Below are 26,609 nucleotides of genomic sequence, written 5' to 3' on the forward strand. Positions count from 1 at the left end.
ACCGAGGAGAATAATATGAAATTCTTGATTTATGCAGCTCTTGCCATCCTTATCACCGGCTGTGACAACAACCAAGAGAAACAAACCACATCATTTTCAGTGATCCCAGGTAAAGGCCAATATCAATTGGACATTCCAGGGGGCGGGTCAATATTGTTCCCTAACAAAGCGATCTTGGACGAAACTAAATCCCATGATGGAAAAAACATTCGACAAGTATCCTTTGACCTGGGGCCGACTGAAATTAGCAGCGTCAACGCACCAATTAATGAGTACCTCGCATCTGCGGGATATACTGCAAAAGAAATCACAAAAACTGAAACAAATATTCGGACTCACTTCAGAAAAGACAACGCCACTGGAATCGATATGTATCTTGTAAAAGTACTTGATAAAAACAACCAACCTACTAGCACCCGCCTTCTTATGGCTTGGCCAAACAACTGATGTCAAACGGTAAAGTGATGCGCGTTGCTATGATTGTTTGGAATGAGTTTCTTAATGACGCTCGCGTACTTAAGGAAGCCCAAACCTTACAGCAGTCTGGTTATCAGGTCGCGGTGTTTGCATTACACACACCTGGCAAAACAAAAAATCGAGAGATACTCGCGGACGGTATAGAGGTTTTTCGCGTAGCACGCAGCCCTTTTTGGCGCTGGCGCAAAAGCACTCCACTGCAAAGTCGAGAAAAAATTGCTGGCAAACCTAAATTGCCAAAAGCCAATCTCGATTTAAAGCACCAATTACTGCGAATCGTAGCGCGTACATGGACACATCTTGGACTTTTGATCCAGATTACCCTGTATCGTGCTGACGTTATTCACGCTCACGACGTAAACACTTTACCGACTGCTTGGCTGGCTGCACGCTTGCGTCGTACACGCCTGGTCTACGACGCGCACGAAATAAGTACCAGTCGAGAAGGCTACACTAACTTCCGGTCTGTAGTAGGCGTTATAGAAAGTAGACTGATGCCTAAGACTGATGCAAATATCACCACTACTGAGGCACGAGCGAAGTATTTCGCTCGTGCCTATGGCATATCAAGACCAACAGTACTCCAAAATCGTCCTAGGCTAACAGCCCCCTGTAAGTCAAATCGAATCCGAGAAGAGCTTGGGCTAACGGCTCCTTGGCCAATCATACTCTACCAAGGAGGCCTTCAGCAGGGACGTGGTTTAGAGAAACTCATTCGCACAGCTGTTTATGTTCCAAAAGCCTACTTTGTTTTCATAGGCGGCGGCAGACTAACATCAACTTTAGAGCACCTCAGCGAAGAGTTGAATTTAAAAGATCAAGTTCACTTCATTCCCACTGTAGAGCTTAAGGATCTTCCAAGCTACACATCCTCTGCAGATATCGGCGTTCAGCCAATAGAAAATACATGCCTGAACCATTACACTACCGACTCCAACAAGCTATTTGAATATTTGATTGCTGGGCTGCCTATTGTAGCTACAGACTTCCCAGAAATCCGGCGAATTGTTTTGTCACACGATGTTGGCATACTGGTCCCACCAAATAATCCCGAATCACTTGCCTACGCATTGAATTGCTTGACGCAAAACTCACAGCTTAGACGGTTCTATGCAAATAATGCTTGCTCTGCAGCCAAAACTTTGAATTGGGAAGAGCAAGAATCGCGATTAGTCGATCTTTACCACCAAGTATTGGGTTCAGCCTCTATCACGCCAAAGGTACAGCCTTGACTATTCGGATACTTCTGCTCAGCTTCTATTACCCTCCAGATCTATCTGCGGGCTCTTTTCGTGCTGAGGCTTTAGTTAAGGCGCTGCGTAGCGAACTGGGTGAGAAAGTTGATATCGAGGTAGTAACGACCCAACCTAATCGATACCACTCATATACCACCAGCGCGGTAAGCATGGAGAAATCACCGCTTTTAATAGTTCGCCGAGTTCATATCCCAGCTCATCGAAGCGGAGTACGAGACCAAGCGCTGTCATTCACCTACTTTGCCTTCAATGCATTGAAAATCACAAACAACAAAAAATATGATTTAATTATTTCTACATCCTCGCGACTAATGACCGCAACTCTCGGCGCAATCATTTCGCACCGAAATAATTGCGCGCTATACTTAGACATGCGAGATATTTTTGTGGACACGGTAAGAGACATGTTACCCGAGCGATGGGGTAAATTAGCGGCCTCCATATTTTCACCTATAGAAAAATGGACCATAAACTCTGCGGCGAAAGTCAACCTTATATCCCCTGGATTCCTGCCTTACTTTACCACTCGGTATCCCGGCATGGATTTCACCCTATATACCAATGGAGTTGATGATTTATTTATTAAAGAAGCTCCCCCAGAGGAAATTAATTCATTAAGAGTTAGCAATTCTCGCCTGCAAGTAGTGTATGCAGGAAATATTGGCACTGGACAAGGCCTCGATCAGATCATTCCGTTGCTAGCACAGCGTCTAAACGACCAAGTAGAGTTCCACCTTATTGGAGCAGGCGGAGGCCTAGAGACGCTGCAGACAGCGCTTAAAAAAGCTAACGTAATGAATGTCAAGATCTATCCGCCAATGAAGCGCGATGAGCTTTTATCCTTTTATCGAGATGCAGATATTTTATTTTTGCATCTGAATAATCTAAAGGCTTTTCGAAGAGTTTTACCCTCCAAACTTTTTGAATATGCTGCGACAGGCAAGCCCATTTGGGGCGGTTTATCAGGATATCCAGCAAGATTTGCAAAAAAACGCATAAAAAACACCGCTTTATTTTCACCCTGCGACATTGATGGCGCCATTAGTGCATTGCAAAAGCTAAAATTACAAAATACATCTCGCCTTGAATTTGTTCAACAATTCTCCAGGCGTACGATAAAGAAAAAAATGGCTCAAGAAATTTTGCATATCACCAACAAAATGCTCCGCAGCCAAAATTAAAAATATTTGGTGCCCCCCTGATAGCGCATCGGATCTTATTACTATGTCTCTATAGCGAAATACGGAATAGGAAATCGTGAAAAAACTAGGCATTCTTTTAGTGCTTTTTGTCACCGCAGCGGTAGCCATCACTCTTTATGACAGCACCAGGTCATCCATATTTGAAAAGTCCAACTATTGGTCCGACACAGATTCTTCTATCAAACGAGAGGCGCGATTACTCCGCTGGGACGTCAGGGGAGAAAAGGTGCTTCGCGTTTCATGGGATGATGGTGCCCACTCTTATAGAGTCACAATGGAGAAATTTGGAGCAAGTATGCTCCCAAATATTAGATCCATTGAGCACAGAACCTCCATTGATGGAAAAAGAACAAACTGGAAACAAGTCAGCAATACTTCCAGTGACTGGCTGCCGCCTATAGTCGTTAAATCGTTAAAGAGCAATAACTCTTCACTCCAAAGTTTTACCGGCGGCGTCCAAAGCTCCAACGGCATGAGCGATGGAAATAAGACGGCAAAAAATATGGAGTACAAAATCATCGCCGATGGTTTTGACGTTAATTCCGGAAGTGGCCAAGCCAAGGACGTAACCATATATATAGCAAACGGAATAAGCGCATACAACACGCTACACAATGGCAAAATTGTAATTCGTCAAAATATCTCCATGACGTTCCGGGATGGTGGAATTTATATTGATGTCACCAATACAGCCCTCGACGATATTGGCATATTCGTTGACTACGGATTACAAGCTATAACCTACGGTTTCAAAGGTGATTTTAAAACTTATGGGCGCGTTGACTCGGACTGGGCTCCTTATATCGACTCCGACAACGACTCAGGCAGTAAGTCTCAATCCCCTGGGGCATGGGCCTATTCATTCAGGGACTATGATGTAGGCACGATGACATTATGGATTGATCGCGGATTCGCTGATGGTGATAGATATATTGATGACTCTCAGAAAATGCTTAGGATCAGTCGTTTGTCAAAAGCTTTTTTAAGCGTCATCTTGGCAGATAAAACAAAACGACCGGACGGCTACATTTTTGATCGGGGAGATAGCTATACATACAGGGCTGGCATTGCCTTTACACCGCTTGGAAAGCCTATTACGTTATTTCGCGAGTAATTGAAAACGAGTCAAATATCTTTCAGAACTCCGAAAACTTGTCTGACGTGGCTCTAAAATTAATCTCTAGCCCCTCGTAAATTACATCTATGTCACTGAACGCTATTGGCTCCTCCAAAACGCTCCAGGTATTTTCAAATAGCTGTCTCGTCAACCATCCAGCTACTTAGCTACTTAGCGTGCTGTTGATCACAATCGTGTCCAACAGCACCGTAACAATTAGCTCGCGGTTACGAATGCACCTTGTCCATCGCAGTGGATTCTGCATCGTGACTGCTCCGTGAACCCGCCGTTCAGAGCTCCTGACTGCTTTCGGAGTGCTGTAGCACCTATATTAAAGCGCTAGGTTTGATGGCAGATGCAACAACGCCTCGAAGCACGCCGCCATCAAGCTCGTAAAACCTCAAGGGTGGTTGATTCAATAAACCCTATCCCCCACCAACCGCTTCAAATACTGCCCATACCCATTCTTGGCCAACGGCTCAGCCAGCTTCAACAGCTGCTCTGCCCCAATCCACCCCTGCCTGAACGCCACCTCTTCCGGGCAAGCCACCTTCAGCCCCTGCCGGCGCTCGATCGTAGCGATATACCCGCTAGCCTCCAGCAACGAATCATGCGTGCCGGTATCCAGCCAGGCATACCCGCGCCCCATGATCTCCACCGACAACCGGTGCTGCTCCAGGTACGCACGGTTCACGTCCGTAATCTCCAGCTCGCCGCGCGCGGATGGTCGAATACCCTTGGCAATCTGGATCACATCGTTGTCGTAGAAGTACAACCCGGTCACTGCATAATTCGACTTCGGTTTAGCAGGTTTTTCTTCCAGGCTGATCGCATTGCCCTGCCCGTCGAACTCGACCACCCCGTAACGTTCAGGGTCTTGCACATGGTAGGCGAACACGCTGGCGCTGCCCTGGCGGTCCATGGCGCTGCACAGCAGCTGCTGGAAGTCGTGGCCGTAATAGATGTTGTCGCCCAACACCAGCGCGGTGGGGTCGTTGCCGATGAAGTCTTCACCAATCAGAAACGCCTGAGCCAGACCGTCGGGGGATGGCTGCACGGCGTAGGAAATATTGATACCCCAGCGGTGGCCGTTGCCTAGCAGTTGCTCGAAACGCGGAGTGTCTTGTGGGGTGGAGATGATCAGGATGTCGTGAATCCCGGCCAGCATCAGTGTGGTCAGCGGGTAATAGATCATCGGCTTGTCGTACACCGGCAGCAGTTGCTTGGAAATTGCCAGTGTCGCGGGGTGCAGGCGGGTACCCGACCCACCTGCCAGAATGATGCCTTTGCGCTTCATAGTGGTCCTTTCTCTTGGATTTCCGTCAGCATGCGAGCCACACCCAGGCGCCAGTCTGGCAGAGTCAGGGCAAAGGCCTTCTGCAGTTTATGGGTATCTAGACGCGAATTGGCCGGCCGCCTGGCCGGAGTCGGATAGGCCTCAGTGGTCAATGGGGTGACCTGTTCGGCATGGGCTTTCAACGTTACCCCTTGTACCGCCGCCTGCTCGAGCACGAAGCGGGCGTAGCCGCACCAGGTCGTTTCACCGCCAGCCGCCAGGTGGTAGAGGCCGCCCAGGGCCGGGGCCCGGCGGGTGGCGGTGATGGCGTGGGCAGTGATGTCGGCGATCAGCTCGGCACCGGTCGGGGCACCGTGCTGGTCATCGATCACGCCCAGGCTGTCGCGTTCGGCGGCCAGGCGCAGCATGGTCTTGGCGAAGTTGTTGCCGCGGGCGGCGTACACCCAGCAGGTGCGGAATATGAGGTGCTGGCAGCCGGCAGCCTGGATGGCTTGCTCGCCAGCCAGCTTGCTTTCGCCGTAGGTGTTCAGTGGGCCGACGTTGTCGTCTTCGCGCCAGGGCTGGGTGCCCCGCCCCGGGAACACGTAGTCGGTGGAGTAATGCACCAGCAGTGCGCCGCAGTCGGCGGCGGCGCGGGCCAGAATGCCGACGGCTTCGGCATTTACCTTGAAGGCTTGATCGCGGTCGCTTTCGGCCTTGTCGACGGCGGTGTAGGCAGCGGCGTTGACGATGACATCGGGCGCGTATACACGCACGGTTTCGGCCAGGCCTGGCAGATTGACCAGGTCACCACAGTACGCCTGGCTGCGAGCATTCAGCGCCAGCAGCTGGCCCAATGGGGCCAGGCTGCGCTGCAGTTCCCAGCCAACTTGGCCGTCCTTACCCAGTAGCAATACCTTCATGCAGAACGCCCTGCGTAATTTTGCTCTACCCAGTCGCGGTAGCTGCCGGACTGCACGTTCTGCACCCACTCCTGGTTGTCGAGGTACCAAGCCACGGTTTTGCGAATGCCGGTTTCGAACGTTTCGGCGGGCTTCCAGCCTAGTTCGCGCTCCAGCTTGCGGGCGTCGATGGCGTAGCGGCGGTCATGCCCCGGCCGGTCGCTTACGTAGGTGATCTGTTCGGCGTAGGGCTTACCGTCGGTGCGCGGGCGCATTTCATCCAGTAGCGCGCAGACGCGGTTGACGATTTCAAGGTTGGGCTTTTCATTCCAGCCGCCGACGTTGTACACCTCGCCGGTTTTTCCAGCCTCCAGCACGCGGCGGATGGCGCTGCAGTGGTCCTTCACGTACAACCAGTCGCGAATCTGCTGGCCGTCGCCGTACACAGGCAGCGGTTTGCCTGCCAAGGCGTTTACGATCATCAGCGGGATCAGCTTTTCCGGGAAGTGGTATGGGCCGTAATTGTTGGAGCAGTTTGTGGTCAGCACCGGCAAGCCATAAGTGTGGTGATATGAACGCACCAAGTGGTCGCTGGCAGCCTTGCTGGCCGAGTACGGGCTGTTGGGCTGGTACTGGTGGGATTCGGTGAAGGCCGGTTGGTCGGCAGTCAGCGTGCCATACACTTCGTCGGTGGACACGTGCAAAAAGCGGAACGCTTGGCGCGCAGGCTCATTCAGGCCGCCCCAGTAAGCGCGCACGGCTTCCAACAGGTGAAAGGTGCCAACGACATTGGTCTCGATAAACGCTTGCGGGCCATGAATCGAGCGATCGACGTGGGTCTCGGCGGCAAAGTTGACGATGGCGCGTGGCTGATGGGCATTGAGTAACTCTGCGACCAGCCGGCTATCGCCAATGTCGCCTTGCACGAAGCTGTGCCGCTTGTCGCCCTGCAGGCTGCTAAGGGTCTGCAGGTTACCTGCGTAGGTGAGTTTGTCCAGATTGACCACAGGCTCATCATTGCCGGCCAGCCAGTCCAAAACGAAGTTCGCCCCGATAAAGCCTGCACCGCCGGTTACCAGAATGGTCATGTTTGTCTGCTTCCGTTGTCAGGGTCTGCTCTTCCACTTTCAGGATTCTAGCCTGTTGGCGGTTTATTCGAGAGCGAAGACGATGTCAACGTGACATTCCGCTTGGAATGGCGCAGACACAGGGCCGCGTTGCGGCCCTGTGTATGGTTTAGCTGTGAAACAAGGTCAGGGCTCCAGACGGCGCTGTTGATAGATCCAGTCGACAATCTCGCCTTCCGGCGAATAGCCGCTAACGGTCTCGCGCAGCAACTGCCGAACTCGCACAAAATCATCGGCCGCCGCTGCCGCCATCAATTGCCGCAGGGAATCCTTGAGCGGTTCCCAGGCCAGGAAGTCTTCGTTAGCACTCATGATCATCGGGTGGCGGGTGGCAATCACGTTGTCGCCGATCAGCAGCTCTTCATACAGCTTCTCACCCGGCCGCAATCCGGTGAACTGGATGGAAATGTCGCCCATCGGGTTACGCTCGGAGCGCACACTGAAGCCCGACAAGTGGATCATCTTCTCGGCCAGTTCCACGATCTTCACCGGTTCGCCCATGTCCAGCACGAACACGTCGCCCCCCTTGCCCATGGACCCGGCCTGAATCACCAACTGCGCCGCCTCGGGAATGGTCATAAAGTAACGGGTGATCTTCGGGTGGGTCACAGTCAGCGGGCCGCCCGCCTTGATCTGCTTGTGGAACAGCGGAATGACCGAGCCCGAGGACCCCAGCACATTGCCGAAGCGCACCATGGTGAAGCGTGTCTTGTTTACCTGCGAGACTTTGCCGCTGTCGCCAAACAGCACCGGTGCCACTTCGCGGCTGAGTGCCTGCAGGGTCATTTCGGCAAGACGCTTGGTGCTGCCCATCACGTTGGTCGGGCGCACGGCCTTGTCGGTGGAAATCAGCACGAAGTTGGCAACCCCGGCCTGCAGCGCCGCCTGGGCGGTGTGCAGGGTGCCTATGACGTTGTTCATCAGGCCTTCGGCAATGTTGTGCTCCACCATAGGAACGTGCTTGTAGGCGGCGGCGTGGTAGACGGTGTCGACCCGCCAGGTACGCATGATGTCGAGTAGCTGGGACTGGTTGCGCACCGACCCCAGGATTGGCACCAGGCAAACCGACAGTGACTCGCGGGCAATGCGCTGCTCAAGTTCGGACAAGATGCTATACAGGTTGAACTCGCTGTGGTCGAACAGCAGCAGGGTTTTTGGCGTCTGGCCCAGAATCTGCCGGCAAAGCTCCGAACCGATCGAACCACCTGCGCCTGTCACCAGAACGATCTGATCGACGATGCAGCGCTCCAGCAGGTCGGATTGGGCCGGTACCGCATCGCGGCCCAGCAGGTCGGCAATATCCACTTCCTGGATGTCGTCCACCTTGACCTTACCGCTGGCCAGGTCCAGGAAGCTGGGGATACTGCGCACGTGCAGCGGGTAGCCTTCGAGGAAATTGAGAATTTCGCGTCGGCGAGTGCGGGTGGAGGACGGTATGGCCAGCAGGATTTCCTGCGCACCGGTGGCGTCAATCATGTCCTGCAACTTGTCGGGGCGGTACACCTGCAGGCCAGCGATCACCCGGTCAGTGATGCTTGGGTCGTCGTCGATGAACGCTACCGGGCGAAGGGCCCTGTCCGAGCGCAGGGCGGCAACCAGCTGATTGCCGGCGCCACCGGCGCCATAGATCGCCACTCGAGGCAGGCCGTCGCCACGGCCATTACTGGCAAAGGGCACGTGCTGCACAGCGGCGGCAAACCAGTCGCCCAGGAAGTACTGACGCATGGCCAGGCGCAGGCCGCCGATCATGATCAGGCTCAGCCACCAGTAGTTGAAGGTGATGGAACGTGGCACCACGTTCTGGTGGTTGCTGGCCCAGTAGATGATGAAGCCGAGAATAAGCGAAGACAGGGTGACGGCTTTGGTGATGGCGATCAGCGCGTCGGTACCGAAATAGCGCATGACCGCGCGGTACAGTCCAAACCGTATGAACAGGGGAATGCCCACCACCGGCGCGGCGAGGAACAGCCAGCCGTGGTCGAGGATGGGGTTGGCCAGCTCGTCAATGCCGAGGCGCACCACAAACGCCAGCCAAAGTGCGGCCCAGATGAGCACCACGTCGGTCAACACCTGAAGCAAGCGTTTGTGTCTACGAGGTAAAGCAAGCAGTTTAGCGCGCACCTTGTCCATCGCTCCTCTGAAACGTTTCCAGAAATTCCCTGACATCTAGTAGCTCACATTACCTTAGTGTCAATCTTCAATTTCGCCCGCGCGAAAGCGCACAGCCAGCAGCACCAACGGTGTGTAGGCCAGCACCACGCCCACTGCGCCATCGAGGCCCAGTCGCGCGACACAGAACGCTATCGGCAGCAACCAGCACAGGTTCAGTACGGCAACCGCCAATGTCACCGGCAAGTGCCTGCCAAATTTGCGCGAGGCATACTGATAAGCGTGGCTGCGGTGGGCCTCGTAAACCTTGTCACCGCGCAACAGGCGGCGCACCAAGGTGTAGGTGGCGTCTACAATGAACACGCCGAGCAGGATCAGCCAGCACCAAAGCAGCTCCGGCGCCACCCAGGCAGCCTGCAGCGACAAGCCGCCGAGGACGATGCCGAGGAAGCCACTGCCGGCATCACCCATGAAGATCTTGGCTGGGGGAAAATTCCAGAACAGGAACCCGGCAACAGCAGCTGCCAACAGCAATGGCAGTACCGCGTGGCTGCCCAAACCTGCCAATGAGTATAGCGAGGCGGCCCCCAGGCACACAGTGATGGCCTCGATACTGGCAATGCCGTCGATGCCGTCCATGAAGTTATAAAGGTTCAGCAGCCATACCAAGTACACCGCAGCCAGCACGCCCCCAAGCCAGCCCAGGTCCACATGCCAGCCCAACAGGGTCAGCGGCGGCAAGCCGCCCATCCAGGCCAGCATCCACACAGCGGCAATGAAATGCCCAAGCAATCGCCAGCGTGCGGGGATGTGGCCATGGTCATCCATGAAGCCGATGATAGCGATCAGCGCGCCGCCGCCGCCCAAGGCCACCAGCGTGCGGCTGTCCCCTGCCCCGCTGAGCATGCAGCAGACAATAGCCAGCAGGAATGCCAGCACGATGGCAACACCGCCACCACGCGGAGTGGGCACGGTGTGCGAACTACGGGCATTGGGCACGTCGATGACACTGCGCGCCAGCGCATAGCGGCGCAGCCCCGCGGTCATGAGCAAAGACAGCAGAAGTACGGCGGGTAAAGCCCACAAAAGCATCATTGGTCGTTGTTTTCCTGATAGTGCCTGGCCGCAGCCAGAAGGGCCGCATCCACCTTTACCGGGGGTTGCCAGCCGAGCAGTTCACGGGTCTTGCTGATGTCTACCTGCAACGAGCCGCACAGGCGCTGGGACAACGCACCTTTGCCCAGTGCCTTGGCACTGCTGGTCAGCAACCAGGCCGGCACCGGTAGCAGCCGGGCTGGCTTGCCCAGCGCCCTGGCCATGCGCGCCAGCAGTTCAGTAGTGGAAAGGTCCTCGCCATCGCTGACCAGGAATATCTGGTTGGCCGCGGCCGGGTGCTTGATGCAGGTCAGCACCAGATCCACCAGGTTGTCCAGCGCCACCAGGCTGCGCCGATTGTGGATGGCACCGAAGGGCAACGGCACACCACGGTCCAGCCAGCGCATCATGCTGAGGAAGTTGGCCTTCACCCCCGGGCCATACACCAGCACCGGGCGGATGATGACGATTTCCATGCCTGTTTGCGCACCCAGCGTCAGCAATGCCTGCTCCGCCTCATGCTTGGAGATGCCATAAGGGTCGACCGGGTTCGGCGTGTCATCGGCGCGGTAAGCCTCGCCTGTGCAAGTCTGCTCGCCATTCACCTTGATCGAGCTGACGAATACGAAACGGCGGGCACCTCCTGCACTGGCGGCACGGGCAAAGGCCAGGGTGCCGTCGACGTTGATGCGGCGAAACTCTGCCAACGGGTCACTGGCAGTGTCGCTCATGACATGCACGCGTGAGGCACAGTGCACCACTACATCGGGGCGGTGGGCCAGCAACTGACTACTTTGGTCGTCGGTGAGGTCGCCAATGGGATAACTGACAACGCCCGCCGGCATGAGGCGCAAAGGTGAACGCAAAGGAACGACGGTTTCGACGTTTACGTTGCGACTGAGCGCCTTCAATACTGCCCCCCCGACAAAACCGGACGCGCCCGTCAAAATTACTCTCATTCTCACCTGATCGCTTTCTTGGTTATTGGTTATTACTATCGGACAGATCGCATGACAACGGAAGACACGCACGTAAGGTGCAGAAATTTCTGACAAAAACCGGGTCTAAGACGCCCACACAATAGCTTATTGCGCGGCGAGGACCACGGTCGCTGTCAAGACCCTAATGAATCCTGAGCAAAACTACAAATCGGTGTCAGTATCCGCGTTCATATCCCTGAGCGATACCAAGTTGCCCCGATGTCAATGCGTGCAGAGCATGGACAGCTTATGCAAAACAAAACAGAATCCCCCCTCCCCTCCAGGTACCTATAAGAACTCATGTCCACAGGGAAAGTCACCAACGCGCTCTCCTCTCCCGTTGCCGCAAGTATTGCCGCCATATTTGGCCGTTTCCTGCTGTTGGGCACTGGTGCCCTGACGGGCATCATCATTCCGATGACCATGGCACAAACTTCGGTAGGGCTGTTTTTCCTTGCCCAGTCACTGATTGCTGCGCTCGCGACCCTGGGCCAACTGGGTCTGAGCATTACAGCACCGGCCTGCATCTCTACTGCACAAGGGTACCGTGACGGTGGCCAGGTCAAGCAGATACTGCGCCGCAGTTTGCTGCTGGCTGCGCTCTCGACCGTTGCCCTGGCAGTCGGGTTCAACATTTTCATGCACGTGCTGTCTCGCTACGAAGGTGACGAACTGCTGCGGCTATTGCACGGGATTGCGCCACTGGTTTCGCTGAGCATGATCATGGCGGCAATCAGCACCATTCTGTCCGAGCAACACCGAGCCTTGGGGCACTTCGTCCAGGCCAGCTTCCTGACCACCGGGGCCAGTCTGGCAAGCGCGGCAACGGTAATCCTGGCCTGGCGCGGCGAATTGCACATTGAGTTGGGTAGCTTGATCCTGGCCGGAGCCGTGGGTGCCGGCTGCACCACGCTGCTGGGTGCCTGGAGCCTGCGCCGCTGGTACCGCGCGCAGCAACAGGTAAAGCCAGTCAACAGCATCAGCTATGCTGCCCTGCTGCGCGAAACCCGCCCCAACCTCACCACCACCGTGGTTCTGTTCGTCATGTCGCAGGCTGACCTTTGGATCATTGCATGGTTCGGCGATGCGGCCGGGCTAGCCATCTATGGCCTGGCTTCGCGACTGGCAGCCCTGGTGTTGATACCCCTGGCAGTGATCAATACCGTGGTGGCACCCTCCATCGGACGCATCTGGGTACGCGGCAAAAAACGTTACCTGCAGCGCGTTATGGGAGTGGGTGCCAGCGCAGCCACTGTACTCGGCCTGACGGGCTACCTGCTGTTCATTCTGAGCGGTCAATTCTTGCTGGCCCACGTGTGGTCCAGCGAATACGCCAATGCGTACTATATTTTTGCCATTCTCGGGGTTTCGCAACTGGCGCAGACTTATGCCGGCCCTGCCGGCTTCGTCCTGATGATGTTGCAGAAACAACACGTTGCCATGCGTATTTCGGTGGTCAGCGGAATATGCATGATTGCCACCGGGCTACTGGCCATGTGGCTGTATGGAATCATCGGTTTGGCCGTGGTATACAGCCTCGGCGGGGTGTGCCAGTCGCTGGCGCAAATTTACTGCGTCAAACGCATTTTCAACCTCAACACCACCGCAAATTATTCTTCATTGCGCAGGTTCCTGCGCTTCTATTACCGTCGAAAGGTATCTCATGGTCGCTAGCAACATAATGCCCAAGGTTTCGATCGTCATCCCTACCTACAATACTGGGCGCTATGTACTGGATGCGATCGACAGTGTTCTGCAACAAACCTACCCCAATGTGGAATTGATTGTCGTCGACGATGGCTCCAGCGACGACACGCCGGCACTGCTGGCGCAGCACCCGGGCAACTTCATCCGTTTCCGCCAGGCCAACGCAGGGCAGAGTGCAGCGATGAACTTTGGCTGGCAGCAGAGCAGCGGGGATCTGCTGGGCTACCTCAGTGCCGACGACCGCCTCAACCCACGAGCAGTGGAGGTTATCGTCGCAGCTATGGCCAAGGCTCCCGAAGCAGTGCTGGCCTATCCGGACTTTTGCGTCATCGATGAAGACTCCAAACACGTGCGCACAGTGCAGACCCCCGATTACGATGAGCGTCTGCTGATCGCCAATTTCCAGTGCCTGCCGGGCCCCGGAGCACTGTTCCGCCGGCCCGCATGGGAAAAGGTCGGTGGCTGGAACACAGGGTTGCGCAACATTCCGGACATGGACTTTTTCCTGCGCCTTTGCCAGTACGGCCCGTTCACACGGGTCGCGGAGCCGCTGGCAGACTTCCGCATGCATTCCGGCTCGACCACCTACAATCCATGCAACGCGGAACGCTCGGACGAACCACTGCGGGTCATCAACAGCCTTTATCAGACCAGCGGTCTTTCGCCTTCCATACTAGGCTGGAAGCGCAAGGCGATTGCTAATGCCCATATGCTATCCGGTTTCATGCACGGGTTTTCCGGGCGCTACGCGATGTTCGTGATACGCATGGGCAAGGCCGCACTGCTCGATCCTCCCTCGATCATTTCGCGCAAGATGGTCAGTTACGTGCTGACTATCCTAAGACCAAAATCCAAGGCCTGAGTAACAACGGCAGCACTGACTTGCCCAAAATTCAGTGCTGACACCCGCTACTAGCGATTGAGCAAGGCCATCCCTACCTGGAGGTCAGCAGGACGAAGCGGGTGAGCGGAGCAACAAAAGTACCGATCAGCACTGACACTTTTGGAGCACATTGATGAACCAAACCGTTCACCCCCACCTGCTCGGCAATCGCTACTTGCAAGCCACTGCAATGCTGGTGGTGGCCGTCGCCACCTTCGCAGCCGCCGTTCAATACCAGGCGCCGGTTCCGCCGCTGTTGGTCAATGGCGTCCTGACCGCTTTGCTGGTGCGCAGCATGCTCAACAACCGTACTAGCTTTTTCTCATTCTTCCTACTGGCATTCCTTATTCTCGGCTGCTGGGCAAAGCTGGTGCTGCACTTCATCCTTGGTACGCAATTCATCGAGCCCATCGGGGCCTTCGATGACTCACCCCAGGCATGGGACTCGGCCATGCTGGCGTTAAACATCGCCTTCGCCACGCTTCTGGCCTGCCAGGCCTTTGTCACGCGCCTGTCCCCTCCAGCAACCATCCACATCGAAAGGCCGCGCGCACTGCTCAAACCATCCATGTGGCTGGCCGCGCTGCTCACCGCCCTGCTGCTGGCATTCAATTTCAAGTTCGCCATTCTCAAGGTTGGTACAGAACCGCTGCTGAAGCTGCACAGTTACGTCTATGTGCTTGTATCGTTCATGCTTGCCTGGGGTAACCTGATCCTGCTTGCCACCCTGGGCTACTGGCTGGTACAAGCGCGTCAGATGAGGCTGGAGACGCTGTTCTACATCCTCATAGTGGAAGGGGCAGTAACAGCAGTATCAATGGGGAGCCGGGCGCAGATGATTTTGCATGTCGCCGCCCCGTTTGCAGTTTATCTGGTGCATGGCCGCGAGTTGGTCAGTGGGTTGCGCCTGGCTCAATGGGCAAGAATTCTGCTGGTAACCGCAGTGCTGTTTGTGGCCTCACTGCTATTGGTGTCAGCCGACCGCCTGCAGTCGTTTGCCCAAGCCCGGCCGGTCATCGGCCCGGTTGTCACTTCAGAAAGTGGCCCCGGCGTTGCGCCTAGCGCCTACCCTACGACCAATCTGCTCGTCGCCCCCGCGGATGCCGCTCAGGCGATCGCTGGAGCACTGCTACCGGCCATGCCGTTGCTGCGTGTCGCCACCCAGATCACGCCGCTGCCACCTGTCGCCCACGAGGCAGCCGATGTAGCTCTCGTTCGTCCAGAAATAAGCGAGGAGGTCAAACGCGCCCGCTGGAAAGGCATGCTAATGGAAATGAGCAAGCTAGTCGTAGACCGCTGGATCGGCTTGGAGGGGATTCTGGCGGTCGTCAGCCACGCGGGCACCGGCTGGCCGCTGTTCCTGCACAGCCTGGTAGAGCTTCCGGAAAACGGCACCGAAGCTATCTACCAACGCATGTCGAATGCCCAGTATCAGGCTTTTGAGAATTTCACCTTCATGACCATTCCTGGCCCAATGGCCATTCTTTTGTACAGTGGCAAATTGACGGTGTTAGCTGGCGGTCTGGCGCTCTTGTTTCTGGCCGGGGTCTTGGCCGAGCGCATGGCCAACCACCTGGTCGGCAATGTCTTTACCCGCGCGGCCATCGGGGTAGCCTTGGCCTATCTGATAGTGCAGACCAACTTCCCACGCGTGCAATTCTTTTTCTTCATCGAATTACTCGGCTTCATCCTTGGGTTATATCTTGCGCGGATAATAGTGACCGGCCCGAACGGTGAAAAAGCAATCCCGGCGCCGGCCTTGGAGCAATCGCTTTAGTGTGGTCGACAAGCGCCCACTACCTTGCCACAGCTTGACCAACAGAAGCAGCTTCAGCCTCAAGTGGGACTGGTGAAGACACCGCTCCCAGACGCGAACGGCTGGCGATGGCCAGCGCAAACAGCGAGGCCAGCAGAGTATCAAAGGCAGGGGTCAGCAAAATCACCTCAAAGCAGCTCCAAAGCAAGGTGACTGCCGAGGCTATGAACACCGAACGCCAGAACGTTGAGCCCCTTGCCATCTGCGAAAACAGGCGCATTACGCAATAAAGATAGAAAAGATAAACGGCAGTACCGCCCACCCCCAGCAAGAGAAGCATGTTAAGAATCGAATTGTGCGGATCCCACGCTAAGCCATTGAAAATATAAAAATATTCTGAGCGCGGTGCGCCGAGTAACGGGTTATCTGCAATGTGATAAACCGCCGCATGCCACAGTCCCACCCGGATGGCTAGCGACTCGGGCAGCCCGCTCTTCATAAAGAATGCCGCTAAGAAAACCGCCAGGCCGCCGATCACGAACCCAAAGGAAAAAAACCTCGGGTACCGTGAAAGCAGGGCTGTTCTCGTATCAAGCGACCAAATGACCACAGCCAGTATCAACATTGCGTATCCAGTGCGGGAAAAGGTCAGCATGAATGCCCCGACCAGTGCAATTGCACACAGATACTGCCTGGCGTACAACGCCACCACTGTACCAACCAGAAGGAAGACAGCCAGATAGTTGGAGCTTCCCAAGGGGGTGGCGATCAGATTCTTGAGGGTATAGAAATCCAGATGTTCCCGGTAGCCGAAAGCGGCATTGCCAAGCATGATGAGCGCGGTCAACACGCTGCCGAACAGGATACTACTTTGTACCAATGACTCATCCGCGGGGCACCTGCTTAACACCAGAATCGACACAGCAGAGTAAAAGAAGCAGAAATACACCGAGATATCATTCTTGATAGGTGGGTACGGGCCAAAGAACTGGAAAACCACGGGAAGGCAAGCCAGCGCGGGCACTACTGCTTGCCACGTGATCGTCCTGACTTTGAGGCGTATGGCCAGCATCGGCAAAATGTACATCGCAAGGGGTAGCGTCACCCTTGCATAAATGTTTCCGTAGAAAATCGCCAATAAAAACGCCGCCAGCAGCACGTGTTCCTGGGTAACATTTCTGTAATAACGCGCTAGCACCATTTCAAACCTATCAAGTATCAACCGTTGATGAGGAACGCTGTGCTCCGACCAGTGGTGAAGCTGGTGTGCAAACATCTTTGCAATCGCCATGGCGTATGAGCCAGCCGCGCTGCAATTCTGGCGTTATTTACGATGGTGATAAAGGCCCTTCCATCCATGAAATGCAGTCATCCGCTTGACGATAGTGACCACAACAGCGTTACCCGTCGGCATCGCCCGACGGGTATCACTTAGTCACCCATTGAGCCGGTGTGTAGCAGACGGCTGAACCGACGCAACATGACCTGCACCGTAGCAGACCAGGTGTAATGCTCCAGAATGAAGGTTTTGAGCCGCCGTCCCTTGGCCGTCAGCTCGACAGGGTCAGCCAGCATGCGTGCCAGGCCCTGCGCGATACCTGCAGCACTGGCCGGCACCACGAGGCCGCCCTGTACCTCCTCGACTTGGTCGAAACCGCAAGTGTCGGTCAGTAAAACTGGCAAGCCGACAACCCCGGCTTCCAGGGCAACCAGGGACATTGCCTCCGAGCGCGAAGGGATGACCAGCAACATCGCCTGGCGATACACCTGGGTACGCTGGACCTCGTCGAGAAAGCCAATGAAGTGGATGCGCCCTGCCAACCCCGAAGCGTCCACCTGCGTCTGCAGCTCTTGCTGCATACCAAAGTCAGGCCCGGCCATCACCAGCGGATAACGTTGCACCGCCGGCGTGTCGAGGTAGGCCTGAATGAGAAAATCAGGCCCTTTTACCGGCGCCAGCCGCCCCATGAACAAAATGAATGGCTCGTCCGGAAGCTGAACACTATTTGCCCCTCGCACCGCCCCAGGCTCGGCTACAGCATTGCCGATGACCGGAATCAAAGCAGCCGGTATGCCTGCCACCTGGGCGATAAGCTCTTGCTCCAGGTCGGTTATGGCGATAAAGCCTGAGGCCCCTTTGATCAACCAGCGGCCCAGCAACAGATGAAACACCTTCATGATCGGCCGCGGAGAACTCACCGAGGCAAACTCGCCAGCCGGGCACAAGACATAGGGGCGCCTACCGATCAGCGCCAGCAGGCCTATGGCAACACTCAGCAAGTTCCAATATCCCATGATATGTATCACTTGCGCTTTGCGCACTGCACGCCAGGCACGCCACGGATTTAGCAGCGGGATAGGGAAACGGTGGCCGATACGGCCGGTTACGTAGCTTTTCACTCCAAGTTCATCAAACTCGCGTTGCCAGGAGTTCCCGGTCATGGCGATGGCTTCACAGTCACTGCCCGCCTTGGCCAGATGAAGGGCCAGGTGCCGGGTGCGCTCAGCAGTACCACCGCCGAGTTTGGCGTCCAGTGAAATATTGACCAGCAGTAACCTCATGCCGACGCCCTCAGCAGTGCAATGTAGCGCGCCAGTTGTTGCTTGAAGTCGGCTGTGGCGGGCTGCTGCCACTCGGTAAACCGCTGCTCGCTGAACCGGCGCGAGGGGTTGGCATTGCTGATTCCGCGCAACCGCAAAAGCAGGCGGAGCAAGGCCTGGGGTAGGTGCGGCAGGTACCTCATCGAGGGCCGGCCAAAAGCCTGCATCAGGGCATCCTGCAAATAGCCAAAATTGTTTTCCGACGCGGCGTCATCGGTCACCAGTACCACTTCACCCTGCCGTACCTGCGAAACCTGGGCCACGAACGCCAGCGTCTGCACCACCTTTTCGACACTTACCAGGTGCATTCGCCGCGGGCCATACAACACACGACGCAATGCCAGTTTCCAGCCCGGTGCACTCGAAACTTCATGCACGAACGACACAATGTTCAGCCCGCCATCGCCAAACACTGCCCCAAGGCGCAGCACTACAACCTCGAAGCTTTCAACAGGTACAGCCCGCGCCAGCGCCTCGGCGCCCGCGTGCTCAAGCTCGTAAGGTGTTCTGGGCTCAAGTCGCGTACGGGCATCGACCACTGCGTCCGGTGCGGCACCAAACACGTCGATGCTCGAAACGTGCAAATAACGCTTGATGCGAGATTGCTCGCAGGCCTTTAGCACATTGACGATGGCCGGCTCGAACCACCCGCTGCCGTCAGGCCGCAACAGATCGATCACTGTGCAGCCCGGCACCAGGATAGCGGCGAGCGTCGCGGGGTCTTCCACGTCGAAGTGCGCGAGACGCACACCGGCGCTGCTTAACCAGTCGGGTTCCGTACGATGGATCGCATAGATGACTTCGGTGTCACTCAGCGCTTTGCATACATCCAGGAAATGCCGGCCAACAAAGCCGGTTCCCCCAATCACCACCAGCGTGTTCATAGGCCGTTCGCATCTCCATCAGCCAGGGCGGGGTTCAATCGACGGCACGCCTGAGGAAAGCATGTCATCACTGGGCAGTCGCTCTGAAAGACTGCCGGCGGTCACTCGCCACGCAGCCCATGGCCTGGTTACTTCGACCAGACCGTGCGGTTTATGTAGTCGGTGTAGCTGTAGACGATCCGTACAACCTGCTTGGAGACCGGACCGCCCAGGTAGTCCTGCACCACCGGAATCACTCGCTGGTTACGGTCATGCTGGCTGATAACCACACGCACGGCATCCAGCACGCGATCTGGTGTGAGACCGCACATGATCAGGGTGCCTTCATCCATGCCTTCCGGGCGCTCGTGGGCATTTCGGATGGTTACCGCCGGCAGGTTAAGCAGCGAGGCCTCTTCGGTAATGGTGCCGCTATCCGAAAGCACGCACAGGGCGCCCATCTGCAGACGAATGTAATCCAGCAGGCCATAGGGTTTGACGAAGCGGATAAGCGGGTGCTCCAGGCTTTCGCCCAAGTCCTCAAGGCGCTTGCGGGTGCGGGGGTGGGTGGAGACGATTATCGGGTAACCATACGTGTCAGCCAAGGCACGCAGCGAAGCTAGCAGGTCACGCAGGTTCTGCGGAGTGTCGACGTTTTCTTCGCGGTGGGTGCTGACTATGAAGTATTTGCCCTCTTCCAGCGATTCGCGCTCCAGCACCGTGGAGGCATCAATCTGCGGCCGGTAGTAGTCGAGCACTTCCTGCATGTGCGAACCGGTCTTGATGATGGTTTCCGGGCGGATACCTTCATCCAGCAAGTAGCGCCGGGCATGCTCGGTCAACACCATGTTGATGTCGCTGAGGTGGTCGAGCACCTTGCGGTTAAGCTCTTCCGGCACGCGCTGGTCAAAGCAGCGGTTACCCGCTTCCATGTGGAACACCGGGATCTTGCGACGCTTGGCGGCAATCACTGCCAGGCAAGTGTTGGTGTCGCCATACAGCAACAGGGCATCGGGCTTTTCCAGCTCGAAAATTTCATCCGATTTGGCAATGACCTCCGCAATGGTACCGGCCGCCGTGGCGCCAACCGCCCCCAGGAAGTGGTCCGGCTTACGAATGCCCAGGTCATCGAAAAACACCTGATTGAGCTCGTAGTCGTAGTTTTGGCCTGAGTGCACCAGCACATGGTTGGCCTGCTCGTCGAGCTCGGCGATTACACGGCTCATCTTGATCAGTTCGGGCCGGGTTCCGACGAGGGTCATGACCTTAAGCATTGAGTTGTTCCTGGATAAAGTCGAGTTTCAGCAGCAGGGCCTTGATGCCCTCAATGTCGAGCCGCTCGGTATTGTGGGAGGTGTAGTCATCCAGCTCGGAGATGTGCTGTTCGCCTTCGACAAAATACTTCTTGTAGTTCAGGTCGCGGTTGTCGGCCGGAATGCGGTAATAACGGCCCATATCGTCGGCCTTGGCCATTTCCTCACGGGAAATCAGCGACTCATAGAGTTTTTCGCCATGGCGGGTACCGATCACCTTGATCGGGTTCTCCCGCTTGAACAGCTGGCGCAGCGCCTCTGCCAGCTCCTGCACGGTAGACGCCGGTGCCTTCTGCACGAAGATATCACCCTGCTGAGCGTTCTCGAAGGCGTGCAATACCAGGTCTACGGAGTCTTCCAGCGACATCAGGAAACGGGTCATGTTCGGGTCGGTCACGGTCAGCTCATTACCGGCCTTGAGCTGGTCGACAAACAACGGAATCACCGAACCGCGGGAGGCCATGACGTTGCCGTAACGGGTGGCGCAAATCACCGGCCCTTGCTGCGGGATCATCCGCGACTTGGCCACCATCAATTTTTCTGCCATGGCCTTGGAAATACCCATGGCATTGATGGGGTAAACCGCCTTGTCGGTGCTCAGTACCACAACCCGCTTCACACCGTTGGCGATGGCAGCATTCAGCACGTTCTCGGTACCGACGACGTTGGTTTTTACCGCTTCCATCGGGTAGAACTCGCAGGACGGTACCTGCTTCAACGCCGCAGCATGGAAAATGTAGTCCACTCCGACCATCGCTTCTGCCACGCTTTGGTAATCACGCACATCGCCGATGTAGAACTTCACCTTGTCGTTGGACAGGGCAATACGCATGTCTTCCTGCTTTTTCTCGTCACGGCTGAAGACGCGGATTTCCTTGACGTTGGTATTGAGAAAACGCTTGAGTACCGTGTTGCCGAAAGAGCCGGTACCGCCGGTGATCATGAGAATCTTGTTATCGAACACGTGTGCGCTCCTTGTAATTCGTTATTGACGCTGTTCGTGCATGAACTGTATGAGCGCCGGCCAGGAGGGTGGCTGGTAGCCCGCATCCGCACGGAAGCGGGAAGAGTCCAGCGAACGATCGATTACCAGTTTGTCGTCCGCCACGATCTGGATGTCCTTGCCATAAACCTTCGCCACCTGCTTGAGCAGTTCGTACTTGTCGATTGGCTCGGCAGACACATGATAAAGCCCCTTCAGCGAAGGGTTGGGAATCACGTATTCCAGCATGACCCTGGCCAGCTCGGCAGTTGGCAGGCCCGAGAAAATTGCCTTGGTGAAACCTTTCACGCTGCCCTGCTGGGACAGGAACCAGTCCACCAGCGATGCGTTGCTTTGCAGCTCATGGCCGATGATCGAAGTACGGAGGGTAACGGCATCATCGAGGTCGTGCAGTTCACCAATGTATTTGGACTTGCCATACAGGTCGGTGCAGTCGGACTCGTCCTGTTCGCGGTACATGCCCTTGGTACCTGAAAACACGCAGTCGGTGCTGACATGCAGCAGTCGCGCTCCGGCCACACGGCACAGGGTGGCCAAACGGTGTGGCAACATGGCATTGATCGGTAACGCGGTGAGCGGGTCCTTGGCATCAGCCAGTTGCTTGATCAGGCCAACGCAGTTGATGACCACATCCGGCCGCGCCTTGGCGAAGGCCGCCATCAGCGCGTCGGCGTCTAGTACATCCACACCGCACAGCAATTGCTCAGCCTGTTCCGCTGGGAAGAACCTGCGCCCTGACGATGAGCGCAATGTGCCCATTACCTGATGTTGGGAATTGGCCGAGAAATAGCGGAAGACGGCGTTGCCCAGCATGCCTGAGACACCCAGTACCAGTATATTCATTGCGTCGCCTTGTCCTGTTCAACCCGTTGTTCGAACATGCGCACCAGTGCCTTGCACTGGGCCTTGAGTTCAAAGTGTTTCAAGAAGTAGGCCCTTGCCTGAGCCCCCAACAGCTCCCGCTGCCCCTGCGTCATGGCTTGCATCGACCGTATGCACGCCGCTAGGCCAGCCGCATCTTCGGCCGGGCAGGTCACACCAGCCCCGGCATCATTGATGACTCGCGCGCCTTCGCCATCCAGGCTGCCAATAATAGGCCTGCCTGCAGCCAGGTAGGCCTGGACCTTGCTCGGGATGGTAAAACTGAAAATCTCGTCGCGCTTCAGTGTAACCAGCAATGCAGCACTGAGTTCGAACAGTTCAGCCATGGCCGTGCGAGGGTAGGCGCCGGCGATGACGAGGTTGTCCAGCCCCCGCTTGTGTTTCTGTTCTACCAGCCAGTCCGCCTTGCTGCCGGTGCCAACCATAACGATACGTACTTGCGACTGCTCGTCCTGCAGCATCCGCGCGGCGTCGACAACCGTGGCCAACCCTTGTGCGCTGCCCAGGTTTCCAGCGAATACCACGCAGAAGTGGTTGCGCAACAAGGCAGTCAGCGCGTCTGGCAGTTTGCACACCTCACCGGAGGCGTCCTGCTGCAAGTAGGAGTTAGGGTAATAGTTGATCTTGTCGGCACGCGCATAACGCTTGACCGGATCGATGAACGCCCGCGACTGCACCAGTAATACATCCACAGCCCAGTACAGGCCGCGCACCAGCAGACCGACAATCGACAACAGGAATTTGTTACGAACAAAGCCCGTGGCAGCAAGACTCTCCGGCCACAGGTCCTGCACCCACAGGAACACAGGCGCGCGATGGACACGCTTCATGGCCAGCGCAGGGATTACCGAAATGATGGGCGACGGCGCAAACACGAAGTACACATCGAACTTGCCACGCTTCGCATGGCCGGTAAAGTACCTAACGCCATTGGCCACGAATGAAAAATAATTAAGGATAAGGTTTTTTGCCCCGCCTTTCTTGCGCGGGCGCAACGGCGCACGATGAACTGCAATCGTTTCAGCAAAACGATCTTCGACTGCATCGTGTGCGGTATAACCCGGAAAAACCTCACCGCCTGGGTAGTTAGGCTTACCAGTGAAAACTTCGACATGCACACCCAGCGCGCTCAGTTCCCGAACGATATCATTGATGATGAAATTCTCAGGGAAGAAATATTGGCTGACCACAGCAATTTTTAAAGGTGCTTGCGTCACACTGACTTATCCTTCTGGGTGTGGCGATCGGTATTGCATGAAATGCGCTGAACCCTCGTGGTGGCACATGCGTCGACTAACAACTCGCAATGGCTGACCCACTGGATACCGGCACTACACCTCGGTAACTGACCTCCTGCCATTCCGGAAAATGCGGAATACCAGAAGACAAGCACCCCACTACTATTGTCCAGATCACTTTCCGATATTGGCGCATGTTATTGTAGTTATCCAGGCTTCGCCATCCTTTGGCCATCATTTTAAAATATGTAGCTTGCTATTGTTTGTTGCGTCCAGTGCGGACCCTCAAGCTACTATCCATCGCGGTTCGCTTCAAGCCCTGGGCTGGCACCTTCGCTAAGTCACCCTAATCCTTGGGCAAGTTCCTCAAAAAGCTGAAAAAATGCTGCCATCCATCGGATGGGTCAGACACCGGTAAAAACCCGACGCATCCAAAATAAGATTGCGTTCTCTGCCGCCCGTATCACTCCCGTCACGGCACACTCACCGTGACCACACGCCCCTGGTCCCTGAACGCTGCCTCGATGGCGTTGGCCAGTGCGGCCTTTGCATTGTCGTCACCATGAACGAGCACTATGCGTCTGACTACCTCCGTGCCCTGGGACGCGAAATGCACCAGCCCTGACTGGTCGGCATGCCCTGAATAACCGTCGATCGTCAGCACCTTGGCGCGAATCTCATACATTTGCCCACCCAGGCCCAGCTGCACGAGCCCCTGCCCACCGTCACTCGCCTGGATCACCGAGCCAGGGGTGCCTTTGGCCTGGTAGCCAACGAAAAGCACCTCATGGCGGGGATCATCCAGCATCGCCTTAAGATAATTGACGATACGCCCACCTGAACACATGCCGTTGCCTGCGATCACAATCGCCGGGCGGCCGGTGCTCCTCAGATAGTTGACCACCTGCTGGTGTCGCGCGTGGCTGTCGACGGCAATCAATTGCTCAAAACCAAGAGGCTTGCGCCCTTCGCTCAAGCGCGCCGTCGCCTCGTCGCTCCAGTAGGCGTGCAGTTCACGATAAGCGCCGGTGATGCGTTGAGCCAACGGCGAATCGAGAATAACCGGCAACTGTGACCAATCGAGTGGATTATCGGAATTACTTCCAGCGCCTGCACCTAGCAACACTTTGCGGTGAAGGATGTCTTCAAGCTCGTAAAGCAGCTCTTGGGTGCGACCAAGGCTGAAGGCAGGTATGAGCAAGGTACCCTGGTCAGCCAACGCCCGATCGATGGCTGCTTCCAGCTGGTTTTGCCTCTCATTGCGTACAGCATGCAGACGATTGCCGTAGGTGCTTTCCAGCACCAGTACATCAGCATGGCGTGGCGGCTTAATGGCTCGCAGCATTGGGTTGCGACCACTCCCCAAGTCGCCCGAGAATACCCACCGCTGGTGGCCTCCCCCCACTGCCAGGTCGCACTCGACATACGCCGAACCCAGCAGATGCCCGGCGCGCTGCAGGCGAATACGGCAAACCAGGCCAGGGCACTCGACCACCGCGTGCCACTGCTCAAAAGGCAGCGGCACGATAAGCTCACGGATGAAATCGATGTACCGCGCCACCTGCGCAGGCTCGCTGCCGATGCTCAGCTTATAGGCATCTTCCAGTACCAGCGGCAGCAGCCGGGCGGATGGCTCGCTGCACAGGATAGGGCCGCGATAGCCGGCGGCCAGCAGCGCAGGAATGCGGCCAACGTGGTCGAGATGAACATGGGTAACAACCAGGGCCTGGATGCCCTGTATGTCGAAGCCGAGCGCCGCGCTTTCGGCACCCGGTGCAGCCTCGTTCCCCTGCTCGAGCCCGCAGTCGATCAGCAGACTGGTGGCTGGACCAAGGTGCAGTTGGTGGCAAGACCCGGTGACGCCACGGGTACCACCGTGATGGGAAAGGCTGGGGTATTCCATGCTGCGCACACTCGCCGGGGCCGAAAATGAAGTGGGTTATTACTCCATGACGGCCGGTGCATGCATAGGTGAGACTTTCCTAAGTAGGTGTAGGAAACTTCCTTAGTTGCTGCTCAGTGCCGCCTGACGGGCAGACTCCCTGATCTTGCGCTTGCTGCGCTGCACGCCGTAGGCCCCCAGCAACGGCCCTACTGCCAAGCCAATGACGAGGGCGGCCAACACCAGCACGGCCACCGGCATTTCCGGTGCAGCCCAACCGAACAGGACCAGCGACACGGCTTGCTGGTTCTCCAGCACGAAGAACAGCACCACAGCCGCCAACAGCAGCACGAACACCGCCGCCAGGGCGCGCTTGAGGTTACGCATCAGAATGCTCCTTGATTGCTCAGGCTTCAGCCTCGTCTTCTTCGTTGACCCGGTCACGCAGCTCTTTGCCAGGTTTGAAGTGCGGCACAAACTTGCCCTCGAGGCTGACCGACTGGCCGGTCTTCGGGTTACGGCCCACGCGCGGGGCGCGATAATGCAGCGAGAAGCTGCCAAAACCGCGGATCTCGATGCGATCGCCAGTGGCGAGGCATTGTGACATCTGCTCAAGCATGGTCTTGATGGCCAGCTCCACATCCTTGGACGAGAGCAGCCCCTGATGGGTGACAATACGTTCGATCAGCTCCGACTTCGTCATATTTTTCCCTTCGTTATCAAGCAGCTAGATCATTGCTTAACCAGTTTGTAGCACGCTGGGAGGGATTTGAACAGGGTGGTTCTTGACTTAATAAAAAAATTCAAGATTGAAGTTTTACAAGAATGGTCTAGCTGGCGGGGGCAGGCAGGCTTCTTTGTTACGGCCAGCACGACCCCTGTGGGAGATTCTATGGTTTTCAGCAAGGCGCTTTCCCACCCTTGGTGACATATTCGTCCT

23 protein-coding genes are annotated in these 26,609 nt (G+C 56.3%); 7 read left to right on the forward strand and 16 right to left on the reverse strand.

The window, feature by feature from the left end:
- Positions 1 to 15 precede the first annotated feature (15 nt).
- From WF331_RS21285 to WF331_RS21300, 4 genes are all read left to right on the forward strand, one after another.
- Positions 16 to 447: a hypothetical protein gene (locus tag WF331_RS21285; RefSeq protein ID WP_284363938.1), complete on the forward strand. Its 432-nt coding sequence runs from the start codon at positions 16 to 18 to the stop codon at positions 445 to 447.
- A complete protein-coding gene (locus tag WF331_RS21290; RefSeq protein ID WP_284363936.1) occupies positions 447 to 1,709 on the forward strand; it encodes a glycosyltransferase family 4 protein in 1,263 nt (420 codons plus the stop codon). The genes WF331_RS21285 and WF331_RS21290 overlap by 1 nt, the downstream gene beginning before the upstream one ends.
- Positions 1,706 to 2,914 (forward strand): glycosyltransferase family 4 protein, encoded by a 1,209-nt coding sequence (locus WF331_RS21295; RefSeq protein ID WP_284363934.1) that lies wholly within the window; start codon positions 1,706 to 1,708, stop codon positions 2,912 to 2,914. The genes WF331_RS21290 and WF331_RS21295 overlap by 4 nt, the downstream gene beginning before the upstream one ends.
- 76 nt (positions 2,915 to 2,990) lie before the next feature.
- Positions 2,991 to 4,049, forward strand: coding sequence for a hypothetical protein (locus WF331_RS21300; RefSeq protein WP_284363932.1), 1,059 nt, complete (start codon positions 2,991 to 2,993; stop codon positions 4,047 to 4,049).
- 418 nt (positions 4,050 to 4,467) lie between these two features.
- On the opposite strand, the gene rfbA is transcribed toward WF331_RS21300, so the two are convergent.
- The 6 genes from rfbA to WF331_RS21330 all read right to left on the reverse strand — a co-directional run bounded on the left by rfbA (position 4,468) and on the right by WF331_RS21330 (position 11,520).
- Positions 4,468 to 5,349: a glucose-1-phosphate thymidylyltransferase RfbA gene (rfbA, locus tag WF331_RS21305; RefSeq protein WP_229609394.1), complete on the reverse strand. Its 882-nt coding sequence runs from the start codon at positions 5,347 to 5,349 to the stop codon at positions 4,468 to 4,470.
- Entirely contained in the window at positions 5,346 to 6,251 is a 906-nt protein-coding gene (gene rfbD / locus WF331_RS21310) for a dTDP-4-dehydrorhamnose reductase (protein ID WP_284363929.1), read from the reverse strand. Before rfbD ends, rfbA begins: the two co-directional genes overlap by 4 nt.
- Positions 6,248 to 7,318, reverse strand: coding sequence for a dTDP-glucose 4,6-dehydratase (gene rfbB / locus WF331_RS21315; RefSeq protein ID WP_284363926.1), 1,071 nt, complete (start codon positions 7,316 to 7,318; stop codon positions 6,248 to 6,250). Before rfbB ends, rfbD begins: the two co-directional genes overlap by 4 nt.
- A gap of 165 nt (positions 7,319 to 7,483) precedes the next feature.
- Positions 7,484 to 9,487 (reverse strand): polysaccharide biosynthesis protein, encoded by a 2,004-nt coding sequence (locus WF331_RS21320; RefSeq protein WP_229609391.1) that lies wholly within the window; start codon positions 9,485 to 9,487, stop codon positions 7,484 to 7,486.
- Between the two features lie 60 nt (positions 9,488 to 9,547).
- Positions 9,548 to 10,561, reverse strand: coding sequence for an MraY family glycosyltransferase (locus tag WF331_RS21325; protein ID WP_229609390.1), 1,014 nt, complete (start codon positions 10,559 to 10,561; stop codon positions 9,548 to 9,550).
- Positions 10,558 to 11,520: a UDP-glucose 4-epimerase family protein gene (locus WF331_RS21330; RefSeq protein WP_284363918.1), complete on the reverse strand. Its 963-nt coding sequence runs from the start codon at positions 11,518 to 11,520 to the stop codon at positions 10,558 to 10,560. Before WF331_RS21330 ends, WF331_RS21325 begins: the two co-directional genes overlap by 4 nt.
- A 321-nt stretch (positions 11,521 to 11,841) precedes the next feature.
- On the opposite strand from WF331_RS21330, the gene WF331_RS21335 reads away from it, so the two are divergent.
- The 3 genes from WF331_RS21335 (at position 11,842) to WF331_RS21345 (ending at position 15,908) form a co-directional block, all read left to right on the forward strand.
- Positions 11,842 to 13,215, forward strand: a complete 1,374-nt coding sequence (locus WF331_RS21335; protein ID WP_284363914.1) for a lipopolysaccharide biosynthesis protein — start codon at positions 11,842 to 11,844, stop codon at positions 13,213 to 13,215.
- Entirely contained in the window at positions 13,205 to 14,110 is a 906-nt protein-coding gene (locus WF331_RS21340; protein ID WP_284363912.1) for a glycosyltransferase, read from the forward strand. The genes WF331_RS21335 and WF331_RS21340 overlap by 11 nt, the downstream gene beginning before the upstream one ends.
- Before the next feature lie 154 nt (positions 14,111 to 14,264).
- On the forward strand, positions 14,265 to 15,908 hold the full coding sequence (locus tag WF331_RS21345; protein WP_284363909.1) for a hypothetical protein: 1,644 nt from the start codon (positions 14,265 to 14,267) through the stop codon (positions 15,906 to 15,908).
- 19 nt (positions 15,909 to 15,927) lie between these two features.
- On the opposite strand, the gene WF331_RS21350 is transcribed toward WF331_RS21345, so the two are convergent.
- The 10 genes from WF331_RS21350 to ihfB form a co-directional block, all read right to left on the reverse strand.
- A complete protein-coding gene (locus WF331_RS21350) occupies positions 15,928 to 17,178 on the reverse strand; it encodes an O-antigen ligase family protein (RefSeq protein WP_284363906.1) in 1,251 nt (416 codons plus the stop codon).
- Between the two features lie 140 nt (positions 17,179 to 17,318).
- Complete coding sequence (locus WF331_RS21355; protein ID WP_284400426.1) at positions 17,319 to 18,521, reverse strand: glycosyltransferase family 4 protein; 1,203 nt, start codon at positions 18,519 to 18,521, stop codon at positions 17,319 to 17,321.
- Complete coding sequence (locus tag WF331_RS21360; RefSeq protein ID WP_284363903.1) at positions 18,446 to 19,372, reverse strand: NAD-dependent epimerase/dehydratase family protein; 927 nt, start codon at positions 19,370 to 19,372, stop codon at positions 18,446 to 18,448. Before WF331_RS21360 ends, WF331_RS21355 begins: the two co-directional genes overlap by 76 nt.
- Positions 19,373 to 19,500: 128 nt before the next feature.
- Positions 19,501 to 20,625 carry a non-hydrolyzing UDP-N-acetylglucosamine 2-epimerase gene (gene wecB / locus WF331_RS21365; protein ID WP_229609382.1) on the reverse strand — a complete coding sequence of 375 codons (1,125 nt, stop codon included), beginning with the start codon at positions 20,623 to 20,625 and terminating at the stop codon, positions 19,501 to 19,503.
- Positions 20,618 to 21,628, reverse strand: a complete 1,011-nt coding sequence (locus WF331_RS21370; RefSeq protein WP_229609381.1) for a polysaccharide biosynthesis protein — start codon at positions 21,626 to 21,628, stop codon at positions 20,618 to 20,620. Before WF331_RS21370 ends, wecB begins: the two co-directional genes overlap by 8 nt.
- 21 nt (positions 21,629 to 21,649) lie before the next feature.
- Positions 21,650 to 22,510, reverse strand: a complete 861-nt coding sequence (locus WF331_RS21375) for a dTDP-4-dehydrorhamnose reductase family protein (protein WP_229609380.1) — start codon at positions 22,508 to 22,510, stop codon at positions 21,650 to 21,652.
- Entirely contained in the window at positions 22,507 to 23,766 is a 1,260-nt protein-coding gene (locus WF331_RS21380; protein WP_241799865.1) for a glycosyltransferase family 4 protein, read from the reverse strand. The genes WF331_RS21375 and WF331_RS21380 overlap by 4 nt, the downstream gene beginning before the upstream one ends.
- A 493-nt stretch (positions 23,767 to 24,259) precedes the next feature.
- Positions 24,260 to 25,690, reverse strand: a complete 1,431-nt coding sequence (locus tag WF331_RS21385; RefSeq protein ID WP_340623266.1) for an MBL fold metallo-hydrolase — start codon at positions 25,688 to 25,690, stop codon at positions 24,260 to 24,262.
- Between the two features lie 102 nt (positions 25,691 to 25,792).
- Positions 25,793 to 26,056 carry a lipopolysaccharide assembly protein LapA domain-containing protein gene (locus WF331_RS21390; RefSeq protein ID WP_059395294.1) on the reverse strand — a complete coding sequence of 88 codons (264 nt, stop codon included), beginning with the start codon at positions 26,054 to 26,056 and terminating at the stop codon, positions 25,793 to 25,795.
- Positions 26,057 to 26,075: 19 nt separating this feature from the next.
- A complete protein-coding gene (ihfB, locus tag WF331_RS21395; protein WP_003252675.1) occupies positions 26,076 to 26,372 on the reverse strand; it encodes an integration host factor subunit beta in 297 nt (98 codons plus the stop codon).
- Positions 26,373 to 26,609 lie beyond the last annotated feature (237 nt).

The organism is Pseudomonas sp. YNh (genome assembly GCF_037993085.1).
Lineage (GTDB): Bacteria > Pseudomonadota > Gammaproteobacteria > Pseudomonadales > Pseudomonadaceae > Aquipseudomonas > Aquipseudomonas putida.

Coding starts and splice junctions, on each gene's coding strand:
- WF331_RS21285 (WP_284363938.1), top strand. CDS start 16: ATGAAATTCTTGATTTATGCAGCTCTTGCCATCCTTATCACCGGCTGT.
- WF331_RS21290 (WP_284363936.1), top strand. CDS start 447: ATGTCAAACGGTAAAGTGATGCGCGTTGCTATGATTGTTTGGAATGAG.
- rfbA (WP_229609394.1), bottom strand. CDS start 5,349: ATGAAGCGCAAAGGCATCATTCTGGCAGGTGGGTCGGGTACCCGCCTG.
- rfbD (WP_284363929.1), bottom strand. CDS start 6,251: ATGAAGGTATTGCTACTGGGTAAGGACGGCCAAGTTGGCTGGGAACTG.
- rfbB (WP_284363926.1), bottom strand. CDS start 7,318: ATGACCATTCTGGTAACCGGCGGTGCAGGCTTTATCGGGGCGAACTTC.
- WF331_RS21320 (WP_229609391.1), bottom strand. CDS start 9,487: ATGGACAAGGTGCGCGCTAAACTGCTTGCTTTACCTCGTAGACACAAA.
- WF331_RS21325 (WP_229609390.1), bottom strand. CDS start 10,561: ATGATGCTTTTGTGGGCTTTACCCGCCGTACTTCTGCTGTCTTTGCTC.
- WF331_RS21330 (WP_284363918.1), bottom strand. CDS start 11,520: ATGAGAGTAATTTTGACGGGCGCGTCCGGTTTTGTCGGGGGGGCAGTA.
- WF331_RS21335 (WP_284363914.1), top strand. CDS start 11,842: ATGTCCACAGGGAAAGTCACCAACGCGCTCTCCTCTCCCGTTGCCGCA.
- WF331_RS21340 (WP_284363912.1), top strand. CDS start 13,205: ATGGTCGCTAGCAACATAATGCCCAAGGTTTCGATCGTCATCCCTACC.
- WF331_RS21345 (WP_284363909.1), top strand. CDS start 14,265: ATGAACCAAACCGTTCACCCCCACCTGCTCGGCAATCGCTACTTGCAA.
- WF331_RS21350 (WP_284363906.1), bottom strand. CDS start 17,178: ATGGCGATTGCAAAGATGTTTGCACACCAGCTTCACCACTGGTCGGAG.
- WF331_RS21360 (WP_284363903.1), bottom strand. CDS start 19,372: ATGAACACGCTGGTGGTGATTGGGGGAACCGGCTTTGTTGGCCGGCAT.
- wecB (WP_229609382.1), bottom strand. CDS start 20,625: ATGCTTAAGGTCATGACCCTCGTCGGAACCCGGCCCGAACTGATCAAG.
- WF331_RS21375 (WP_229609380.1), bottom strand. CDS start 22,510: ATGAATATACTGGTACTGGGTGTCTCAGGCATGCTGGGCAACGCCGTC.
- WF331_RS21385 (WP_340623266.1), bottom strand. CDS start 25,690: ATGGAATACCCCAGCCTTTCCCATCACGGTGGTACCCGTGGCGTCACC.
- WF331_RS21390 (WP_059395294.1), bottom strand. CDS start 26,056: ATGCGTAACCTCAAGCGCGCCCTGGCGGCGGTGTTCGTGCTGCTGTTG.
- ihfB (WP_003252675.1), bottom strand. CDS start 26,372: ATGACGAAGTCGGAGCTGATCGAACGTATTGTCACCCATCAGGGGCTG.